Raw genomic sequence first — 17,811 nt, forward strand, 5'->3', positions numbered from 1 at the left:
CGTCTGAGACCCTGGATCAATGGACGACCCGCTGATCCAGGGCCTCGAGACGGCTGTGGCCGCGCAACCCGACAACGTCGAGCTGCGACTGCACCTGGCCCGGCTGCTGGTCGACGCAGGGCGCGGCGGCGATGCCGTGCCCCACGTGGCCACCGCCCTGCAGCAGCGTCCCGACGACCCGGCCGCGCGCGAGCTGATGGCCCAGGCGCTCGGCACCCCGCCGGCGGCTGCCGGCGCCGAGCCCCCCGTGCCCCCCGTGCCCCCCGCGCCCCCCGCGCCCCCCGCGCGCCAGCGGCAGCGCGAGGGCTTCGACTGGTCGGCCGCCGAGACCGACCTGGGCGACGTGGTGCCGGCGATGTTCGTCGACGGCCAGGGCGAGAACGCCACGCCGGCCTTCGACGTCGACCGCGAGCACCTCACGCTCGCCGACGTCGGCGGCATGCGGGAGGTCAAGCGGCGACTCAACGCCGCCTTCCTGGCCCCGATGCGCAACCCGGAGCTGCGCCGGACGTACGCCAAGAGCCTGCGCGGCGGCCTCCTGCTGTACGGACCGCCCGGATGCGGCAAGACGTTCGTGGCCCGGGCCCTGGCCGGCGAGCTCGGCGCGGGCTTCATGACGGTCTCGCTGGCCGACGTGCTCGACATGTACATCGGCCAGAGCGAGAAGAACGTCCACGAGATCTTCGAGACCGCCCGCACCAACGCACCGGTACTGCTCTTCCTCGACGAGGTCGACGCGATCGGCCATAAGCGCAGCCGCACCAGCTCCGACGGCATCCGCAACGCCGTTAACCAGCTGCTGCTCGAGCTCGACAGCGTCGGCGACGACAACGAGGGCGTCTTCGTGCTGGCCGCCACCAACCACCCGTGGGACGTCGACCCCGCCCTGCGGCGTCCGGGCCGCCTGGACCGCACGCTGCTGGTGCTGCCGCCCGACGCCGAGGCGCGCGAGGCGATCTGGACCCACCACCTGCGCGGGCGCCCGATCCAAGGCATCGACGTGCGCCGGCTGGTCAAGGCCAGCGACGGCTACACCGGTGCCGACATCGCGCACGTCGTGGACTCCGCCGCGGAGCTCGCGCTGCTGGACGCCGCCGAGTCCGGCGAGCTGCGGCTGATCGCGCAGGCCGACGTGGAACGGGCGCTCGCCGAGGTGCGCCCCTCGATCGGACCGTGGTTCGAGACGGCCAAGAACGTCGCGCTGTTCGCCAACGAGGGCGGCAGCTACGACGAGCTCCTGGCCTACCTGCGCAAGACCCGCCGCCTGTGACGGCGCCGTCGTGACCGCCGAGCGCGCCCGCCACCTGCTCGACCTGGGCCGGCACGCCGAGGCATTGGACCTGCTGCGCCCGGTGCTCGCCGCGGACCCCGACGACGTCGACGCCCACGCCCTGCGCGCCGTGGCCCACCTGGGCCTGGACCAGCACACCGAGGCGCTGGCCGCCGCCGACGAGACCGTGGCACGACGTCCCGACGTCGAGTGGGGCCACCGGCTGCGAGCACAGGCGCTCAGCGGGCTGCGTCGCCACCCCGAGGCGATGAGCGCGGCAGCCGAGGCGATCAGCGTGGACCCCGACAACTGGGCCACCCACGCGCAGTTCGCGCTGTGCGCCGCACAGCTGCCCGAGCACCGGCGAGCGGCGTTGGCGGCGGCCGAACGGGCCGCCTCGATCTCGCCGACCGAGCCTGACGCCCACTTCGCGGTGGGCTACGTCGCCTCTCACCTGGCGCTGCACGAGCTCTCCGACACCGCCTACCGGCGCACCATCGCCCTGGATCCGGGCCACGTCGCGGCCCGCCACAACCTGGCGGTGGCGGGCCGGCTGGGCGTCGACCTCTCCCGCCGTGCGCACGCCCTGGCCGGCGTGCTGGGCGACGACCCCGGTCAGGGCGCCGCGCGGGCCAACCTGGAACGGGTGGCGGTGGCCGCGATGGTCCGGGTCCACCTGTCGGTGGTCGCGGCGCTGCTGGTCACCACCGCCGTCTCGGCCGCCGCCGGTGCACCGGCCCGGGTGGCGGTGCTGGCGGCCTGCCTGGCCGGCGTGGTGCTCGGTGCCGTGCTGCTGGCCCGCCGGCTGCCCGTGGGCGTGCTGGTGCTGGCGCGCGCCCAGCTCACCCGCACGCCGTTCGTGATCGCCCTGGCCCTGGTCGCGGTCCTGACCCTCCTCGCGACGCTGTGGGTCGGGCTGGTGCCCTACGGGCACTGGTTCGGGTTGCGCGTGCTGCGACCGCTCGGGCTGCTCAACGTGGTGCTGCTGGTCTGGAGCGTCGTGCGGGCCGGCAGTGCCGACTGAGGAGGTCTGGCACGGGATCCACCTCTACGAGCTGGGCCGGTACGCCGAGGCCCGGCGCGTGGCCGCGCAGCTGCTGGCGAGCGAGCCGGAGGACCCCACCGCGCTGCGGCTGCTAGCGCACTGCCAGCTCAACCTGAACCAGACCGACGAGGCGCTGAAGGCCGCCAACCGGCTCGTGGCGGCCGAGCCCGGTGACGGCGAGGGGCACCGGCTGGCCTCGGTAGCGCTCCAGCGGCTCCACCAGCGCACCGAGGCCCACCGCGCCGCGGCCTCGGCGGTCCGGCTCGAGCCGCTCGACGCGGCGAACCACGTGCAGCTCGCGCTCACCGCCCAGCCACTGCGGGGCCACCGACGCGAGGCCCGCGCGGCCGCGGCCCGAGCCGTGCAGCTCGCCCCGCACGACGCCGACGCCCACTTCGCGACCGGCTTCACCGCCCGGCGCGGCACCACGCGGCGAGCGGCGTACCGCCGGGCGCTGGCGCTCGACCCTGCTCACTCCGGCGCGGGGAACAATCTGCAGGTGGCGCGCGGTCGCACGGTGCGCCTGAACAGCCTCGTCCGCGGATACCTGAGCGTGCTCGAGCACGACCCGTCCTACGAGACCGCGCAGCGCAACCTGGTGGCGCTCACGTATCGCTTCGTCCGCCGCTACTACTGGTCTGGGGTGGTGCTGGTGCTCCTGGGGATCGGGCTGAGCGCCGAACCGCGCAGCGACTGGTGGCCGGCGGCGCCCCTGGTCGCCGTCGTGGCCCTCGCCGTCGGCACCTGGTACGCCGCCCACACCTGGCGGCAGCTGCCCGTCGGTCCGCGGCACTTCCTCCTCGCCGCCTGGCGCAGCCGCACGCACCTGGTCGCCACAACGCTCCACACCGCCGCGCTACTGGTGTGCGCTCTGGTGCTGCTCACCGTGCCGGTGCCGTCGGTCGCCCGGGTGGCCACCCTCGCCGTCACCCCGCTCATCTGGCTCAACCTCGCCCTGTTCGCGTGGGCACTGGTCCTGCGGCCGCGGCGGTAGCCGGCGCTGGATAGCGTTCGCTGCGTGGAGGAGACCACCGACGTCCTGGGCGCGCCGTACGTCGCGCGCACGATCCCGCTCGCGGCCGACGAGGAGGGCGAGGTGGTCGCCACGCTGGTCTCGCGTCGCGCGCCGGGCACCGCGAAGGGCGCCGTGCTGCACGTGCACGGCTTCGCCGACTACTTCTTCCAGACCCACCTGGCCGACTGGTGGGTCGAGCGGGGCTGGGACTTCCACGCCGTCGACCTGCGCAAGTACGGCCGGTCCTGGCTGCCCCACCAGACCCCGACCTACGTCGCGGACCTGGCCACCTACGACGAGGACCTCGACGCCGCCTACCGCCTGGTGGCCGCCGAGCAGGAGCGCGTGGTGCTGACCGGTCACTCGACCGGTGGGCTTGTGCTCAGCCTGTGGCTGGACCGGGTGCGCCCCGCTGGCGTCGTCGGGCTGGTGCTGAACTCGCCGTGGCTGGAGATGAACGCCGGGCCGCTGCTGCGCACGGTGGGGACCACGGTGATCGACGTCGTCGGCGCCCGGCGTCCGATGCGGGTCGTCTCCCGGGAGGTGACCGGCGACTACGCCCGCAGCCTGCACCGCGACCACGACGGGGAGTGGGACTTCGACCTGCGCTGGAAGCCGTTGGCCAGCTTCGAGGTGCGCACCGGCTGGCTGCGCGCGATCCGCCGCGCGCATGCCCGGTTGCACAGGGGCCTCGACGTCGGCGTGCCGGTGCTGGTGCAGAGCAGCACCCGCAGCACCACCGAGAAGGCGCCGATGGACGTCGTCTCCTCCACCGACGTCGTGCTCGACGTCGACCAGATCAGGCGGTGGGCCCCCAGCCTGGGACGTCACGTGACCATCGCCCAGACCGAGGGCGCCATGCACGACGTGTACCTCTCCCGCCAGCCCGCCCGCGACGCCGCGTTCGACGAGCTCGGCCGGTGGGTCGGGGCCTACCTCGGCTGATCGCGCGATCCACCGCGCCCTCTGGGGTAGCTCCGGGCAGGTCCGGAGACGTAGGCGCCCAGCCCACCCACTACCGTGCCCGCATGCGCGTCAGCCTCGATCCCGTCGTCGGACTCTCCCTGGGACGCATCGGCGTCGGCGTGCTCGCGCTGACCCGCCCCGAGGAGGCGGCGCGCCGCTTCCGCCTCGCGCCCGGCGCGAGCGCGCAGCTGACGTACATGACGCGACTCTTCGGCTCCCGCGAGATCGCCCTGGGGGTCATCACGCTGCTGGCCACCGGCAAGACCCGGCGCCGGCTGGTGGTCGCCGGCATCGGGATCGACGTCGCCGACGGCTACGCCGCCCTGATGGGCGCCAAGGACGGCTCCCTCGACACCACGACCGGCGCCGTCCTCACCGGGCCGGCCGTCGGCGGCGTGCTGGCCGGCGTCGGTTCGCTGCGGCGCACCCGCCGGCGCGAAAAGGAGTCGAGCTCGCAGGAGAGCCGCCACTAGCCTCGCCGCCGATGACCCTCTCCACCGCACGCTGCCTCGAGTCCATCACCCACCACAGCCGCGGCCTGGCCGCCGCAGCCGACGGCGCCCTGCGCAAGCGCGTCCAGCACGCACCCGACTGGAACGTCGCCGACCTGGTCTGGCACGTCACCGAGGTGCACTGGTTCTGGCGCACCATCACCGGCGAGCTGCTCGACGGGCCGCCCGAGGACGCGCGGCGCCCACCCCGAGCGCCCGACGACGAGCTGCTCGACACCTTCTTGGCCGGCGCCGACGCCATCGTGGAGACGCTGCGCCACTGCGACCAGCAGGCCCGGTGCTGGACCTGGTTCCCGCCCCAGCAGGACGTGGCCTTCGTGACCCGGCACCAGGTGCAGGAGGCGGCGGTGCACCACTGGGACGCCGCGAACGAGATCGGCGAGCCGTTCGCGTTCGCGCCCGACATCGCCTCCGACTCGATCTCGGAGTTCCTCACCACCTCGCTCGCCGACGCCGACGACGCCGTGCGGATCCACACCCGCGACCACACCCAGCTCGGCGAGCCGCTGGTGCTGCACGCGAGCGACACCGACGAGTGGTGGACCGTCAGCCAGGACGGTCCCGAGGCCGCCCTGCTGTGGACCTCCGAGCCGGGCGACCCGACGGTCGAGGCGAGCGTCAGCGACCTGCTCCTGTGGGTCTACGAGCGGCTCGACCTGCCGACGGCCAAGGGCAACCTGGTCAACCGGTTCCGCCGGATGAGCAGCACCGACTGACCCTCGGGCCGCCCGCTCACACCAGCAGGGCGACGATCGCGACGACGCCGACGACCACGATGACAGTGCGGAACACCAGCGGCGGCAGCCGCTTCCCGATCACCGAGCCGAGCTGACCGCCGATGACCGAGCCCGCCGCGATGAGCGCGACGACCACCCAGTCCACGTGCGCGGCGAAGAGGAAGACCACCGCCGCGACGCCGTTGGCGACGAAGGCCAGCACGTTCTTGGCGCCGTTCAGCCGCTGCAGGTCGTCGTCGACGCCGATGCCGAGGATCGCCAGCAGCAGCACGCCCTGGGCCGCGCCGAAGTAGCCGCCGTAGACCCCGGTGCCGAGCACCGCGGGCCAGACCCACCAGACGCCGTGCTCTCCTCGCCCGCCCCGCGCGGCGGCGCGGGCGGCGACACGGCGCTGCAGCAGCGGCCCGAACACCACCAGCAGCACGCCGAGCGCGATGAGCGCGGGGACGACGTCGTCGAAGGCCGAGCTGGGCAGCACCAGCAGCAGCACGGCCCCCACCGCGGCGCCGAGCAGCGAGGCGCTGCCCAGCCGCAGCACCCGCTGGCGCTGGCCGGCCAGCTCGCGCCGGTAGCCGACTGCGGCCGAGAGCGAGCCCGGCACCAGCCCGATGTTGTTGGAGACGTTGGCCAGCACCGGTGGCAGGCCGCAGGCCAGCAGCGTCGGGAAGGTGACCAGGGTGCCGGACCCGACGACGGCGTTGATCGTCCCGGCGGCGACCCCTGCGAGCAGGACGGCCACCGCCTCCCAGACGGAGTCGATCACGTGGTCGGCGGCTCCGGGGGTGCCGTCGGGTCGGCGGGAGGCACCGCGTCGGCCGACGACGCGGGCGCCGTGGTCGACGGTGTGGTCGACGGTGTGGCCGGCGGGGCGGTCGTCGGTGTGGGCGGCGGTGTGGGCGGCGGCGTGCCCGCCGCGCTGTCGGCGGCGGCGATCGCCTCCTGCACCGCCTTGTTGGCCTCGGCGGCGGCGCTGTCGGAGGCAGCGCCGGCGACCTCGGGCGTGGTGGCTCCCATGTCGACCCGGTGCTTGACACCCCCGGTCTTGAGCGGGATGCCGGCGATCTCGTGCACCGAGGAGCCCAGCCCCTCGAGCGCCTTGGTGATCTCGCTGGGGATCACCCACACCTTGTTGGCGTCGCCCTCGGCGATCTTCGGCATCATCTGCAGGTACTGGTAGGCGAGCAGCCCCTGGTCGGGCTGTCCGTCGTGGATGGCCTGGAAGACGGTCTGGATGGCCTGCCCCTCGCCCTGGGCCTTGAGGATCGCGGACTCCCGCTCGGCCTGGGCCCGCAGGATCAGCGCCTCGCGGTCGCCTTCCGCGTTGAGGATCGCCGACTGCTTGTTGCCCTCGGCGGTGAGGATGGCCGACTGCCGCTGCCCCTCGGCGGTGAGGATGGCGGCGCGCTTGTCGCGATCGGCGCGCATCTGCTTCTCCATCGAGTCCTTGATCGAGGGGGGCGGGTCGATGCCCTTGATCTCGACGCGTCCGACGCGGATGCCCCAGCGTCCGGTGGCCTCGTCGAGGACGCCGGAGAGGCCCCGGTTGATCTCCTCACGCGAGGTCAGCGTCTGCTCGAGGTCCATGCCGCCGACGATGTTGCGCAGCGTGGTCATCGTCAGCTGCTCGACGGCCGAGATGTAGTTGGCGATCTCGTAGGTGGCCGCTACGGGGTCGGTCACCTGGAAGTAGATGACCGTGTCGATCGAGACCACCAGGTTGTCCTCGGTGATGACCGGCTGCGGCGGGAAGGAGACCACCTGCTCGCGCATGTCGATGACGTAGCGCACCTTGTCGACGAACGGCGTGATGACGTTCAGCCCCGGTTGCAGGGTCGTGCGGTACTTCCCGAACCGCTCGACGATCCCGGCCCGCGCCTGTGGCACGATCCGCACGGTCTTGGCCAGCACCACCACCACGAAGATGATGAGCACGAGCGCGATGATCAGTCCCGCCATCGTTGTCCCCTCTTCCTCTCACATGCGACGGACGTACGCCGTCGCTCCCCGGATCTCGACCACCTCGGCGCGCTCGCCGGGCTCGATCTCATCGAGCTCGTCGTAGCACCTCGCCGTCCACTCGTCGCCGCCGATCTTCACCCGGCCCGACTCCCCCGACGTCAGCGCCGAGAGCACCTTGACCGGCTGTCCGATCAGGGCGGCGGGGCCGGTGCGCAGCTCGGGCCCGGCGTGCAACGCGCGCACCAGGTTCGGTCGCAGGAAAGCCAGCAGCCCGACGGCACTGCCACCGGCGAGCACCACCGCCAGCAGGGCTGGCAGGCCGACGAGGGCCGCCACCATGCCGACGACGCAGCCCACGGCGAGCATCGCGAAGATCAGGTCGAGACTGACCATCTCCGCGACACCGAGGAGCACCGCGGCAACGAGCCACGTCTCCCAGGCGTGGTCGCGGATCCAGTCCATGCTGTGAACCTACCCGCGTTGGTGGCGTCTCACCCCTCGTCGCGCGGCGTAGCGGCCGTCGGGATGGATCTGCAGGATCAACGGCATCTGGTAGGTCTCCGAGAGCGCCTCGGCGGTCATCACCTCTCGGATCGGGCCGGCGGCCACGACCTGCCCGTTGCGCAGCATCAGCGCGTGGGTGAACCCGGGCGGGATCTCCTCGACGTGGTGGGAGACCAGCACCGTCGCCGGCGAGGTGTCGTCGCGGGCGAGGTTCGACAGCGTGGAGACCAGGTCCTCGCGGCCGCCCAGGTCGAGCCCGGCGGCGGGCTCGTCCATGATCAGCAGCTCGGGGTCGGTCATCAGGGCACGGGCGATCTGCACCCGCTTGCGCTCCCCCTCGCTCAAGGTGCCGAAGGTGCGCTCGACCAGGTGGTCGGCACCGACCTCGACCAGCAGGGTGTGGGCCCGCTCGTGGTCGAGTTCGTCGTAGTGCTCGCGCCAGCGGCCGAGCACGGCGTAGGAGGCGGAGATGACGACGTCGCCCACCTTCTCCTCCCGCGGGATCCGCTCGGCGACGGCCGCGCTGGTCAGCCCGATGCGCGGGCGCAGCTCGAACACGTCGGTGGTGCCGAGCACCTCGCCGAGGATGCCGGCCACGCCGCCGGAGGGATGGATCTGGGCGCCGCAGACCTGGACCAGGGTCGTCTTCCCGGCGCCGTTGGGGCCCAGCACGATCCAGCGGTCGGCCTCGTCGACGCTCCAGGTGACGCGGTCGAGCAGGGTCGCCTGCCCGCGCCGGACGCTGACGTCGGCCAGCTCGAGCACCTTCACGCGGGCCAAACTAACGTGCAGGCCGTGACCCTCCCGGTGGCCGGTCTCCTCGCGGCGTGGCTCGGCGCCTGCCTGGCCGGCGACGCCCGCCCCGAAGAGCTGGAGCAGGCGCTCCCGCAGGACCAGCTGCACCTGATGGCCGGGCTCGACACCGAGCCCGACACCGGAGCCCTCTCGCCGACCCTGGCGCTCGGTGCGCTGCGCCGCCTCGGGGCGACCTCGGCAGCCCTCGCGCTGCCGGTGCCGGGCGATCCCGTCGGGCTGGCCGGGCCCGCCGAGCTCAACGCGGAGGCGATCGAGGCCGGTGAGGCGGTGCTGCTGGTGGGCGCGGGCGTCGGCCTGGTGCCGGCGTGGACCGGCGACGTCGTGACCTGGCGGGCGCTGCCCGCCCACCGGCCCCGTCCGCTCGACCCGAGCGAGGCCACGACCACGCTTCGACTGGCGCTGAGCGAGGCGACCGCGCGGCTGGTCGAGCTCGAGGTGGCCCGGTGGCAGCCCGAGATCGCCGACGTGCTGGGCAACCTGCGCCACCGTCGCCCTCCGCGGCTCCCGCGTTCGCACGCCGACCGGGTGGGCGCCGTCGACCGTGCCTGCCTGTGCCTGGAGATCGTCGCCCTGGCCGCGGAGTCCGAGGGCGGCGCGGTCTCGGCGTACGAGGTCGAGCAGCGGCGTCAGGCACTGGTGCCGCTGGACCGGGCGGCGCGTCACGCCCTCGTCGCGCTGCTGTCGTGACCAATCGGGTGGGGCGGGCGAGTCGCGGTCGAGGTCCACACCCCCTGGGTCGGGAGGACAGGACCTAGGCTGTCGGCCCGTGGACGGTGTTCGCACGCTGCTGCTCACCATCACCGGCAAGGACCGGCCCGGTGTCACCTCGCGAGTCTTCGACACGCTGGCCGGCTACGGCGTCGAGGTGCTCGACGTCGAGCAGATCCTGCTCCGGGGTCGGCTGGTGCTGGGCGTCCTGGTCTCAGCGCCCCGGGACTGGAGGGCGCTGCATGCCGACCTGTCCGCGGTGGCGCTGGAGCTCGGCATGCAGGTGGAGCTCGAGCACGGGGCCGGCGACAACACGCACCGGGCCGACGGGCGTACCCATGTGACGATCCTGGGCAGCCCGCTGCGCTCGCGCGCCGTCGCCGCGATCGCTGGCCGCATCGCCGACACCGGCGCCAACATCGACCGCATCGAGCGGATGGCCAGGTACCCGGTCACCGCCATCGAGCTCCACGTCTCCGGGGCCGACCCTGACCGGCTGCGCACCCTGCTGGCCGTCGAGGCCGCCACGCAGCGCGTCGACGTCGCCGTCCAGGCCGCCAACCTGCTGATGCGCGGCGTCCGGCTGGTGGTGATGGACGTCGACTCCACGTTCATCCAGGGCGAGGTCATCGAGATGCTCGCCGCCCACGCCGGCTGCGAGGCCGAGGTGGCCGCGGTGACCGAGCGGGCGATGGCCGGCGAGCTGGACTTCGAGCAGAGCCTGCACCAGCGAGTCGCCCTGCTGGCCGGACTGCCCGAGAGCGTCTTCGACGACGTCTACCGCGACATCGTGCTGGCGCCCGGCGCTCGCACGCTGGTCCGCACGCTGCGGCGCCTGGGCTACCGGTTCGCCCTGGTCTCGGGTGGCTTCACTCAGATCACCGACCGCATCGCCGCCGACCTCGGCATCCACTTCACCGCCGCCAACCGCCTCGAGGTCGTCGACGGGCGGCTCACCGGCCGCGTCAGCGGCCCCGTCGTCGACCGGCCGGGCAAGGCCGCGGCCCTGCGACGCTTCGCCGACGAGGCCGGCATCGCGGTGGCCGCCACCATCGCCATCGGCGACGGCGCCAACGACCTCGACATGCTGGCCGCGGCCGGCCTGGGCATCGCCTTCAACGCCAAGCCGGTGGTCCGCGAGGCCGCGGGCACGGCGATCAACGTCCCCTACCTCGACACGATCCTCTACCTGCTGGGCATCAGCCGCGAGGAGATCGAGCAGGCCGACGCCGACGCGGGCGTCACCACGCCGTCGCCGCCGGTGTAGGTGCCGGGGCTGGCGCGGGCAGATCGGCTATTCCGGGCGGTGTCTGCACGGAACTCCTGGACGTGCGCGTTTCTGGAGCCGTTTTCCCGGGGTTTTGCCGGGCACCCGGCAAAACCCCCGCCGCTGCCGGGTCGAGGGCCGCAGCTGGGAGCCCCAGGCCGAGCGCAGGTACGCAGATCGGTCATCACGGACGGTGTCTGCACGGAACTCTTGATCGTGCGCGTTTCTGGAGCCGTTTTCCCGGGGTTTTGCCGGGCACCCGGCAAAACCCCCCGCCGCCACCCCCGCCGCCATCCCCGCGGCCCCCACCGCCTCAGGGCCGGAAGAACCCCACCAACCGCGCGGAGCCCTCGGTCACCCCGGACCAGTCGCCGTCGACCTCGAAGACGGCGGTGGCGCAGGTCGGGAAGTCCTGGGCGAGGGAGGCGAAGGCGGTGACGTCGGAGGCGGCAACGTCGACCAGGGCCTGCGCGAGGTAGGCCATGGTCGGGTTGTGGCCGACGACGGCCAGGACGCTCGCCGACGCCTCGGCGGCGCGGACGAGGTCGAGCGCGGTGTCGGGTCCCGCGGAGTAGAGGCCGTCGTCGAGGTCGGCCTCGGCGCTGGAGCCGCTGGCCGAGCGCACCTCCTGCCAGGTCTCGCGGGTGCGGGTGGCCGAGGAGACCAGGGCGTGCGTGGGCACGGCCTCCTGCTCGGCCAGCCAGGCGCCGGCCGCGGCTGCGTCGCGGTGGCCCCGCTCGGCCAACGGTCGCGCGTGGTCCTCGGCGGCGAGCGCCTCGGCCTTCGCGTGGCGCATGAGGACGAGGGTGCGGGGCCGGCGGGCGCCGACGTCGTCGCCGGACATCTGGCCGGACATCTGGCTGGACATCTGGCTGGGCATCTGACCACACTCCCATCCGGATAGGGTCGGCCGCATGTCAGGCCCGCTCTTCGTCATCGGGGGCGCCGAGGACAAGCTGCGCCGGCCGACGGTGCTGCGTGAGTTCGTCGAGGCGGCCGGTGGTGAGCACGCCCGCATCGCCGTGGTGCCGACCGCCTCGTCGCTGGGTCCGGAGATCGTCGAGGTCTACGGCGCCGTCTTCGCCAAGCTCGGCGCGCTCGACGTCTTCGGGGTGCGCCCCGAGGACCGGGCCCAGGCCGGCGACCCGGCGCTGGTGGCCCAGATCGACGCCGCCACCGGCGTCTTCATGACCGGTGGCAACCAGCTCAAGCTCTCCGGCGTCGTGTCCGGGACGCCGTTCGGCGAGGCCATCTGGCGGGCACACCGCCGCGGCGCGGTGGTCGGCGGCACCTCGGCCGGTGCCAGCATCCAGTCCTCCCACATGGTCGCCTTCGGGCCCGGCGGGTCGACCCCGAAGCAGCGGATGACCCAGGTAGCCGCCGGGCTCGGGCTGCTGGAGGGCTGCGTCGTCGACCAGCACTTCGAGCAGCGCAACCGTTACGGCCGGCTGCTGATGATCGTCGCGCAGAGCCCGCACCTGCTCGGGATCGGCGTCGACGAGGACACCGCGGCCGTGGTCCACGAGGGCACGCTCCGGGTGACCGGTCGCGGTGCGGTGACGATCCTCGACCCCAGCGCGATCGTCACCAACGCCCACGAGGCCAGGCGCAACGCCCCGCTGCTGGCCAGCGGCGTGCAGCTGCACGTGCTGCCGGCCGGCTCCACCTTCGACCTCGCCGAGCGGCGGCTGCTGCCCGCCGCCGGCACCACCGATCCGCGGGAGGCCGCCGAGCTGGGCGCCGCCAACCGCGACCTGCGACGCCTGGCCCGCGACATCGCCGCGGGCGACGTCTCCCCCACCACGCTGCGCCGACGCAGGGCGCGGAGAGGAGCAGCCGAGCATGACTGAGCCGACCCCGGACCTGAGCATCGTCGAGACCCGCGTCTACCGCGGCGCGAACGTCTGGTCCTACGACCGGTCGATCCATCTCGTGGTCGACCTCGGCGTCCTCGAGGAGTTCCCGACCAACACGCTGCCCGGCTTCACCGAGGAGCTGCTCCGGCTGTTGCCCGGGCTGCGCGAGCACTCCTGCTCCCGCGGGCGCCGCGGCGGCTTCGTCGAGCGGCTGACCGAGGGCACCTGGCTGGGTCACGTCACCGAGCACGTGGCGCTCGCGCTGCAGCAGATCGTCGGCCACGACATCCGTCGGGGCAAGACCCGGCAGGTCAAGGGCCAGCCCGGTCACTACAACATCGTCTTCGGCTACGTCGACGAGCAGGTCGGCCTGGCCGCGGCAAGGCTGGCGGTGCGGGTGGTCAACGACCTGGTGCGCCACGACCCGGAGTTCGACTTCGACGCCGAGCTCGAGTCGTTCATCCTGCGCGCCGAGCGGACGGCGTTCGGTCCGTCCACGCAGGCGATCCTCGACGAGGCGGTGAGCCGCGACATCCCGTGGATCCGGCTCAACCAGTACTCGCTGGTGCAGCTGGGCCAGGGCGTCCACGCCAAGCGGATCCGCGCCACGATGACCTCGGAGACCAGCGCGATCGCGGTCGACGTCGCCAGCGACAAGGACCTCACCACCAAGCTGCTCGGCGCCGCCGGCCTCCCAGTGCCCAAGCAGGAGTCCGTGCGCAGCGTCGACCAGGCCGTGCGCGCCGCGGGCCGCATCGGCTACCCCGTGGTCGTCAAGCCGCTCGACGGCAACCACGGCCGCGGCGTCTGCCTGGACCTGCAGGACGAGGACGAGGTGCGCGCGTCGTTCGCGGTGGCGCAGGACCAGTCGCGCCGCGGCTGGGTGATCGTCGAGTCGTTCGTCACCGGCAAGGACTACCGCTGCCTGATCATCGACGGGCGCCTCGCGGCGGTGGCCGAGCGGGTGCCGGCCAGCGTCACCGGCGACGGCACCAGCACCGTGGAGGCGCTGGTCGACCTGGCCAACGCCGACCCGCGCCGCGGTGTGGGCCACGAGAAGGTGCTCACCCGGATCAAGGTCGACGACGCCGCAGTCGAGCTGGTCCGCGAGCAGGGCTTCGAGATGTCCGACGTGCCGCCCGAGGGCGTCATGGTCAAGCTGGCGCTCACCGGCAACATGTCCACCGGCGGAATCTCCATCGACCGCACCTTCGAGGCGCACCCGGAGAACGTCGAGATCGCCGAGGAGGCGGCCCGCATGGTCGGGCTCGACATCGCCGGCATCGATTTCATCTGCCCCGACATCACCCAACCGGTCCGCGAGACCGGCGGCGCGATCTGCGAGGTCAACGCCGCGCCCGGCTTCCGGATGCACACCCACCCGACGATCGGCGAGCCGCAGTTCATCGCCAAGCCCGTGGTCGACATGCTGTTCCCGCCCGGCGCGCCCAGCCGGATCCCGATCGTGGCCATCACCGGCACCAACGGCAAGACCACCACTTCGCGGATGGTCAGCCACATCTTCAAGGGCATGGGTCGCAAGGTGGGCATGACCTCCACCGACGGCGTCGTCATCGACGAGCGGCTGGTCATCAAGGCCGACGCGTCGGGCCCGCGCAGCGCTCGCATGGTGCTGCAGAACCCGCGCGTGGACTTCGCGGTGTTCGAGGTGGCCCGCGGCGGGATCCTGCGCGAGGGCCTGGGCTACGAGCGCAACGACGTCGCCGTGGTGCTCAACGTGCAGCCCGACCACCTGGGCCTGCGCGGCATCGATACCGTCGAGCAGCTGGCCGACGTCAAGGCGGTGCTGGTCGAGGCCGTGCCCCGCGACGGCCACGCCGTGCTGAACGCCGACGACCCGCTGGTGCGCGAGATGCGACGCCGCTGCTCGGGCCAGGTCGTGTGGTTCTCGATGGCGCTCCCCGACGACGGCGGCCCGGGCTCGGAGGTACGCGACATGATCGACGCCCACTGCCGTCGCGGCGGCAAGGCGTTGGTGCTCGAGCCCACCGACCGAGGCGAGATGATCGTGGTGCGCCACGGGCGCCGCGACATGCAGCTGGCCTGGACCCACCTGCTGCCGGCCACCTTCGGCGGCCGCGCCCGCATGAACGTCCAGAACGCGCTGGCCGCCGCGGCCGCGGCGTTCGCCGCCGGTGCGCCCCTGCACGACATCCGGCAAGGGCTGCGCACCTTCTCCACCAACTACTACCTCTCCCCCGGGCGCCTCAACGAGGTCGAGGTCAACGGCGTCAACGTCATCGTCGACTACTGCCACAACGCCCCCGGCATGCGAATGCTCGGCGACTTCGTCGACCGCGTGGGCGAGTCGCTCGACTCCGGCAGCGAGCTGGGCAAACCCTCGCGGATCGGCGTCATCGCCACCGCCGGCGACCGCCGCGACGAGGACATGCGGGAGCTCGGCGAGGTGGCGGCCCAGCACTTCGACGTCGTGGTGGTGCGCGAGGACGCCAACCTGCGCCGGCGCGAGCCCGGCGAGACCGCCGAGCTGGTGGCCGACGGAGTCCGCGCCGCGATGGAGTCCGGGGCCGCCCGCTGCAAGCAGCTGGAGATCGTGCTCGACGAGATCGGTGCGGTCCACCACGCGATGTCGCGCGCCAACCGCGGCGACCTGCTCGTGGTCTGCGTCGACAAGCACCCGGCCGTGATGGCCGAGCTGGAGAACTGGTCGCAGCAGGCGCAGGCGGGAGCGACGGACAACCCCGACGCCCCCGCCGCCGACCCCGACTACGTGCCCCCGGCATAGATCGGGCCTACGTGGCGAAGGCGGTCTTGTAGTAGGCCGCCGTCGTCTGGTACTTCGCATCGCTGCCGCTGCACGCGCCGTCGGCCTTGATGCCGAACACCAGCCGCTTGGTGCTGCCCTCGGCCTGTACGCAGATGCCCTCGACCTCGCGGCCCGGCACGCTGCCGTTGGACACCATCGAGTGCGTGACCGGCTTCTCCGTCCCGTCGAGGCGGAAGGAGGTGATCGAGGAGTCGAACGTCGACTGCTCGGGGCAGTTGTGCACCTTGCTCCCCTTGAGCACGTACACGTAGTCGCCGTACATCGTGTACGACTGGTAGGAGCCCGGCACGCTGGGGATCACCGCCGACTCGGGGATGGTCTTGGTGCCCGCCACGATCGGCGCCGTGCCGTTCGCACGCACCGTGTCGGCGTCGTACTGCTCGTAGTAGTACTTCCCGTCGCTCGCCCGGTAGCGCAGCAGCAGCCGGCCCGTGGACTCGTCGTAGGAGACGGAGTTGTAGGTCGAGCCGGGCCGCAGCGTGAACCGGCCCGAGTACGGCATCTTCGAGGTGCCGAGATCGCTGACGCTGTAGGACTTGCCGTCGCCGGTCCAGCGGAAGCAGCAGATCTGGCGGCCGGCGGCGTTGCCTCCGGAGGTCTCCACGTGGCCGGCGGTCTCCAGCCACACGTAGGAGTGAGCCACGCTCGGCATGACGCCCATGGTGGTGCCGTGACCGAAGCCGTTGAGCTGCATGAAGGACGACGACGACACCTTGCCGCTCGCGGTGATCGAGGAGAGCCGGAGGTCGCCGCGCTGCTTGGCGACGGTGATCCCGTCGGGGTTGCAGGGCTGGACGTACAAGAACTCGTCGTCCATCGAGCTGTAGGCGAAGGCCTGCCAGCCCGACCGGTAGCTCAGCGAGGTCTGACCGAACAGCTTCGTGGACGGCTGGGTCACGTCGAAGGGCTTCGACCCCGCGGCTGCCTGCGCGGCCGGGGGCAGCAGCAGGTCGCTCGCGGACGCCGCCCCGACCGCGGTGGCCAGGCCGATCGTTCCGGTCGAGGTGAACAGCGAACGGCGGGACATCATGGGCATGGTGGGGCCTTTCTGGTGATCGGGTCTGGAGGGAGGGCTCGGCGAGCGTCGTCTCAGACGGTCGGTGGCGTGGTGGTCTGGTTGTCGTCGAAGAGGTCGGTGGAGTAGGGCAGTGAGCTCTGCTTGGTCTGGGAGCTGGACTGCAGCTGGTCCCACATGTGGTTCCAGGCCTCGCTCGGTGAGAGGTCGCTGTTGCTGCCGTTGTCCTCGCTGTTGGCGCGGTTCTCGCTCAGGACGCCGGCGACGTTGAGCTTCTGGCCTCCCTGGGTGATGCCGACGAGGTCGATGGCCTCCCACTGGTCGTCCATGTCGTTGTTGTAGATCTGTGGCAGCACCGAGATCCGCGAGGGGCTCAGCCCGCCCGACACCTGGTAGTACTCGCCCTGGGTCCAGCCGTCGTTGCAGCCGGCGCTCTGGCCGCTGGTGTAGGTCTCCGGGCAGCCCGAGGCGGCGCCGTGGTTCACGAAGTCGGCGCTGGTGTTGTCCAGGAAGGACTGGATCCAGGCCTTGGTCTGGTCGTAGGTGCCGTCGCCGCCCCAGCCCTCGATGTCCATGCCGCCGTCGACGATGACCCCGGAGTACTTCGCTGCATAGGTCTTCACGGGGTCGACCACGTTGTCGGCCCAGTCCTTGCCGGCGGCGGTGGCGTCGTCGGCGATCCAGCCGAGGTCGTTGTTGACGCTGACGACCACGGTGAGCTGGGAACTGGTGTCGGCGGAGCGCCAGCCGTCGATGTAGGCCTTGGCGTGGGCCACGACCTCGTCGTCGGTGGGCGCATGGCCCGTGCCGCCGGTCTCGGTGGCGCCGGCCGGGGACTCGGTCTGGTCGCCGTAGGAGAGCAGGATGAGGCTCGGGTCGGGTGAGGCCTTGCCGGCGTCGTACTTCCCCTCGGCGGTGGCGGTGTCCTCGTCGGAGGACTTGCCCGTCAGGTTGCGGATGTAGTGGCTGTTGGTGGTCTGGGGCTTGGAGGTGACCGGCGGCGGCCCCGAGCTGGGCGTCACCGAGTTCGACTTCGCCGAGGCAGCGCCGGTGCCGGCGGAGTTAGTGGCGGTGACGGTGAAGGTGTAGGCGGTGCCGTTGCTGAGCCCGGCCACCGTGGCCGAGGTGGTCTTGCTGGTCGCGGTCTTGCCGCCGGGGCTGGCGGTCACGGTGTAGGAGGTGATCGTCGACCCTCCGTTGCTGGACGGGGCGGTCCACTTCACGCTGGCCTGCGCGTCGCCGGCGGAGGCGCTGACGCCGGTGGGGGCACCCGGCGTGGTCACCGGGCCGGTGGGCGTCACCGAGTTCGACTTCGCCGAGGCAGCGCCGGTG

At 72.5% G+C, this 17,811-nt stretch carries 17 protein-coding genes; 10 read left to right on the top strand and 7 right to left on the bottom strand.

Annotation, left to right across the window (positions count from 1 at the left end; all coding sequences use genetic code 11):
- Window positions 1–19: 19 nt before the first annotated feature.
- The 6 genes from D9V37_RS13525 (at window position 20) to D9V37_RS13550 (ending at window position 5,524) form a co-directional block, all read left to right on the top strand.
- The gene (locus D9V37_RS13525; RefSeq protein ID WP_121806703.1) at window positions 20–1,270 is read left to right on the top strand and encodes an AAA family ATPase; all 1,251 of its coding nucleotides are present in this window, start codon (window positions 20–22) and stop codon (window positions 1,268–1,270) included.
- 10 nt (window positions 1,271–1,280) lie between these two features.
- Window positions 1,281–2,294, top strand: a complete 1,014-nt coding sequence (locus D9V37_RS13530; protein WP_121806704.1) for a tetratricopeptide repeat protein — start codon at window positions 1,281–1,283, stop codon at window positions 2,292–2,294.
- Entirely contained in the window at window positions 2,284–3,309 is a 1,026-nt protein-coding gene (locus tag D9V37_RS13535) for a tetratricopeptide repeat protein (RefSeq protein WP_121806705.1), read from the top strand. The genes D9V37_RS13530 and D9V37_RS13535 overlap by 11 nt, the downstream gene beginning before the upstream one ends.
- A 24-nt stretch (window positions 3,310–3,333) precedes the next feature.
- Window positions 3,334–4,275 (top strand): alpha/beta hydrolase, encoded by a 942-nt coding sequence (locus D9V37_RS13540; RefSeq protein WP_121806706.1) that lies wholly within the window; start codon window positions 3,334–3,336, stop codon window positions 4,273–4,275.
- A gap of 83 nt (window positions 4,276–4,358) precedes the next feature.
- On the top strand, window positions 4,359–4,769 hold the full coding sequence (locus tag D9V37_RS13545) for a DUF4267 domain-containing protein (protein WP_121806707.1): 411 nt from the start codon (window positions 4,359–4,361) through the stop codon (window positions 4,767–4,769).
- Window positions 4,770–4,780: 11 nt separating this feature from the next.
- Window positions 4,781–5,524 carry a maleylpyruvate isomerase family mycothiol-dependent enzyme gene (locus D9V37_RS13550; protein WP_121806708.1) on the top strand — a complete coding sequence of 248 codons (744 nt, stop codon included), beginning with the start codon at window positions 4,781–4,783 and terminating at the stop codon, window positions 5,522–5,524.
- Between the two features lie 16 nt (window positions 5,525–5,540).
- On the opposite strand, the gene D9V37_RS13555 is transcribed toward D9V37_RS13550, so the two are convergent.
- Genes D9V37_RS13555 through D9V37_RS20710 form a run of 4 tightly spaced genes read right to left on the bottom strand, consistent with a single transcriptional unit; the run spans window position 5,541 to window position 8,773 of the window.
- Window positions 5,541–6,308, bottom strand: a complete 768-nt coding sequence (locus D9V37_RS13555; RefSeq protein ID WP_408636204.1) for a sulfite exporter TauE/SafE family protein — start codon at window positions 6,306–6,308, stop codon at window positions 5,541–5,543.
- Window positions 6,305–7,501 carry an SPFH domain-containing protein gene (locus D9V37_RS13560; protein WP_121806709.1) on the bottom strand — a complete coding sequence of 399 codons (1,197 nt, stop codon included), beginning with the start codon at window positions 7,499–7,501 and terminating at the stop codon, window positions 6,305–6,307. The genes D9V37_RS13555 and D9V37_RS13560 overlap by 4 nt, the downstream gene beginning before the upstream one ends.
- Window positions 7,502–7,519: 18 nt before the next feature.
- Window positions 7,520–7,966 carry an NfeD family protein gene (locus D9V37_RS13565; protein WP_121806710.1) on the bottom strand — a complete coding sequence of 149 codons (447 nt, stop codon included), beginning with the start codon at window positions 7,964–7,966 and terminating at the stop codon, window positions 7,520–7,522.
- 9 nt (window positions 7,967–7,975) lie between these two features.
- Window positions 7,976–8,773 carry an ABC transporter ATP-binding protein gene (locus D9V37_RS20710; protein ID WP_232524924.1) on the bottom strand — a complete coding sequence of 266 codons (798 nt, stop codon included), beginning with the start codon at window positions 8,771–8,773 and terminating at the stop codon, window positions 7,976–7,978.
- A gap of 30 nt (window positions 8,774–8,803) precedes the next feature.
- Here D9V37_RS20710 and D9V37_RS20715 point away from each other — a divergent pair, with 30 nt between their 5' ends.
- Both D9V37_RS20715 and serB read left to right on the top strand, forming a co-directional pair.
- Window positions 8,804–9,511: a hypothetical protein gene (locus D9V37_RS20715; protein ID WP_232524916.1), complete on the top strand. Its 708-nt coding sequence runs from the start codon at window positions 8,804–8,806 to the stop codon at window positions 9,509–9,511.
- A 79-nt stretch (window positions 9,512–9,590) separates the two neighbouring features.
- Complete coding sequence (serB, locus tag D9V37_RS13575; protein WP_198412540.1) at window positions 9,591–10,799, top strand: phosphoserine phosphatase SerB; 1,209 nt, start codon at window positions 9,591–9,593, stop codon at window positions 10,797–10,799.
- Window positions 10,800–11,112: 313 nt separating this feature from the next.
- Here serB and D9V37_RS13580 read toward each other — a convergent pair whose 3' ends face one another.
- Entirely contained in the window at window positions 11,113–11,679 is a 567-nt protein-coding gene (locus D9V37_RS13580) for a SixA phosphatase family protein (protein ID WP_232524917.1), read from the bottom strand.
- Window positions 11,680–11,713: 34 nt separating this feature from the next.
- Here D9V37_RS13580 and D9V37_RS13585 point away from each other — a divergent pair, with 34 nt between their 5' ends.
- Both D9V37_RS13585 and cphA read left to right on the top strand, forming a co-directional pair.
- Complete coding sequence (locus D9V37_RS13585; protein ID WP_121806712.1) at window positions 11,714–12,649, top strand: cyanophycinase; 936 nt, start codon at window positions 11,714–11,716, stop codon at window positions 12,647–12,649.
- Entirely contained in the window at window positions 12,642–15,422 is a 2,781-nt protein-coding gene (gene cphA / locus D9V37_RS13590; RefSeq protein ID WP_121806713.1) for a cyanophycin synthetase, read from the top strand. The genes D9V37_RS13585 and cphA overlap by 8 nt, the downstream gene beginning before the upstream one ends.
- 7 nt (window positions 15,423–15,429) lie before the next feature.
- Here cphA and D9V37_RS13595 read toward each other — a convergent pair whose 3' ends face one another.
- The gene (locus D9V37_RS13595) at window positions 15,430–16,491 is read right to left on the bottom strand and encodes a hypothetical protein (RefSeq protein ID WP_147455946.1); all 1,062 of its coding nucleotides are present in this window, start codon (window positions 16,489–16,491) and stop codon (window positions 15,430–15,432) included.
- A 62-nt stretch (window positions 16,492–16,553) separates the two neighbouring features.
- Window positions 16,554–17,811 (bottom strand): fibronectin type III domain-containing protein (locus tag D9V37_RS20495; RefSeq protein ID WP_198412541.1); only part of this gene is annotated, 1,258 nt, incomplete at its 5' end.

Source organism: Nocardioides mangrovicus, from assembly GCF_003674065.1.
GTDB classification, from domain to species: domain Bacteria; phylum Actinomycetota; class Actinomycetes; order Propionibacteriales; family Nocardioidaceae; genus Marmoricola; species Marmoricola mangrovicus.

Excerpts from the sequence above, each read along its gene's own strand:
- D9V37_RS13525 (WP_121806703.1), top strand. The coding sequence starts at position 20 with ATGGACGACCCGCTGATCCAGGGCCTCGAGACGGCTGTGGCCGCGCAA.
- D9V37_RS13545 (WP_121806707.1), top strand. The coding sequence starts at position 4,359 with ATGCGCGTCAGCCTCGATCCCGTCGTCGGACTCTCCCTGGGACGCATC.
- D9V37_RS13550 (WP_121806708.1), top strand. The coding sequence starts at position 4,781 with ATGACCCTCTCCACCGCACGCTGCCTCGAGTCCATCACCCACCACAGC.
- D9V37_RS13560 (WP_121806709.1), bottom strand. The coding sequence starts at position 7,501 with ATGGCGGGACTGATCATCGCGCTCGTGCTCATCATCTTCGTGGTGGTG.
- D9V37_RS13565 (WP_121806710.1), bottom strand. The coding sequence starts at position 7,966 with ATGGACTGGATCCGCGACCACGCCTGGGAGACGTGGCTCGTTGCCGCG.
- D9V37_RS13580 (WP_232524917.1), bottom strand. The coding sequence starts at position 11,679 with ATGCCCAGCCAGATGTCCAGCCAGATGTCCGGCCAGATGTCCGGCGAC.
- D9V37_RS13585 (WP_121806712.1), top strand. The coding sequence starts at position 11,714 with ATGTCAGGCCCGCTCTTCGTCATCGGGGGCGCCGAGGACAAGCTGCGC.
- cphA (WP_121806713.1), top strand. The coding sequence starts at position 12,642 with ATGACTGAGCCGACCCCGGACCTGAGCATCGTCGAGACCCGCGTCTAC.
- D9V37_RS13595 (WP_147455946.1), bottom strand. The coding sequence starts at position 16,491 with ATGTCCCGCCGTTCGCTGTTCACCTCGACCGGAACGATCGGCCTGGCC.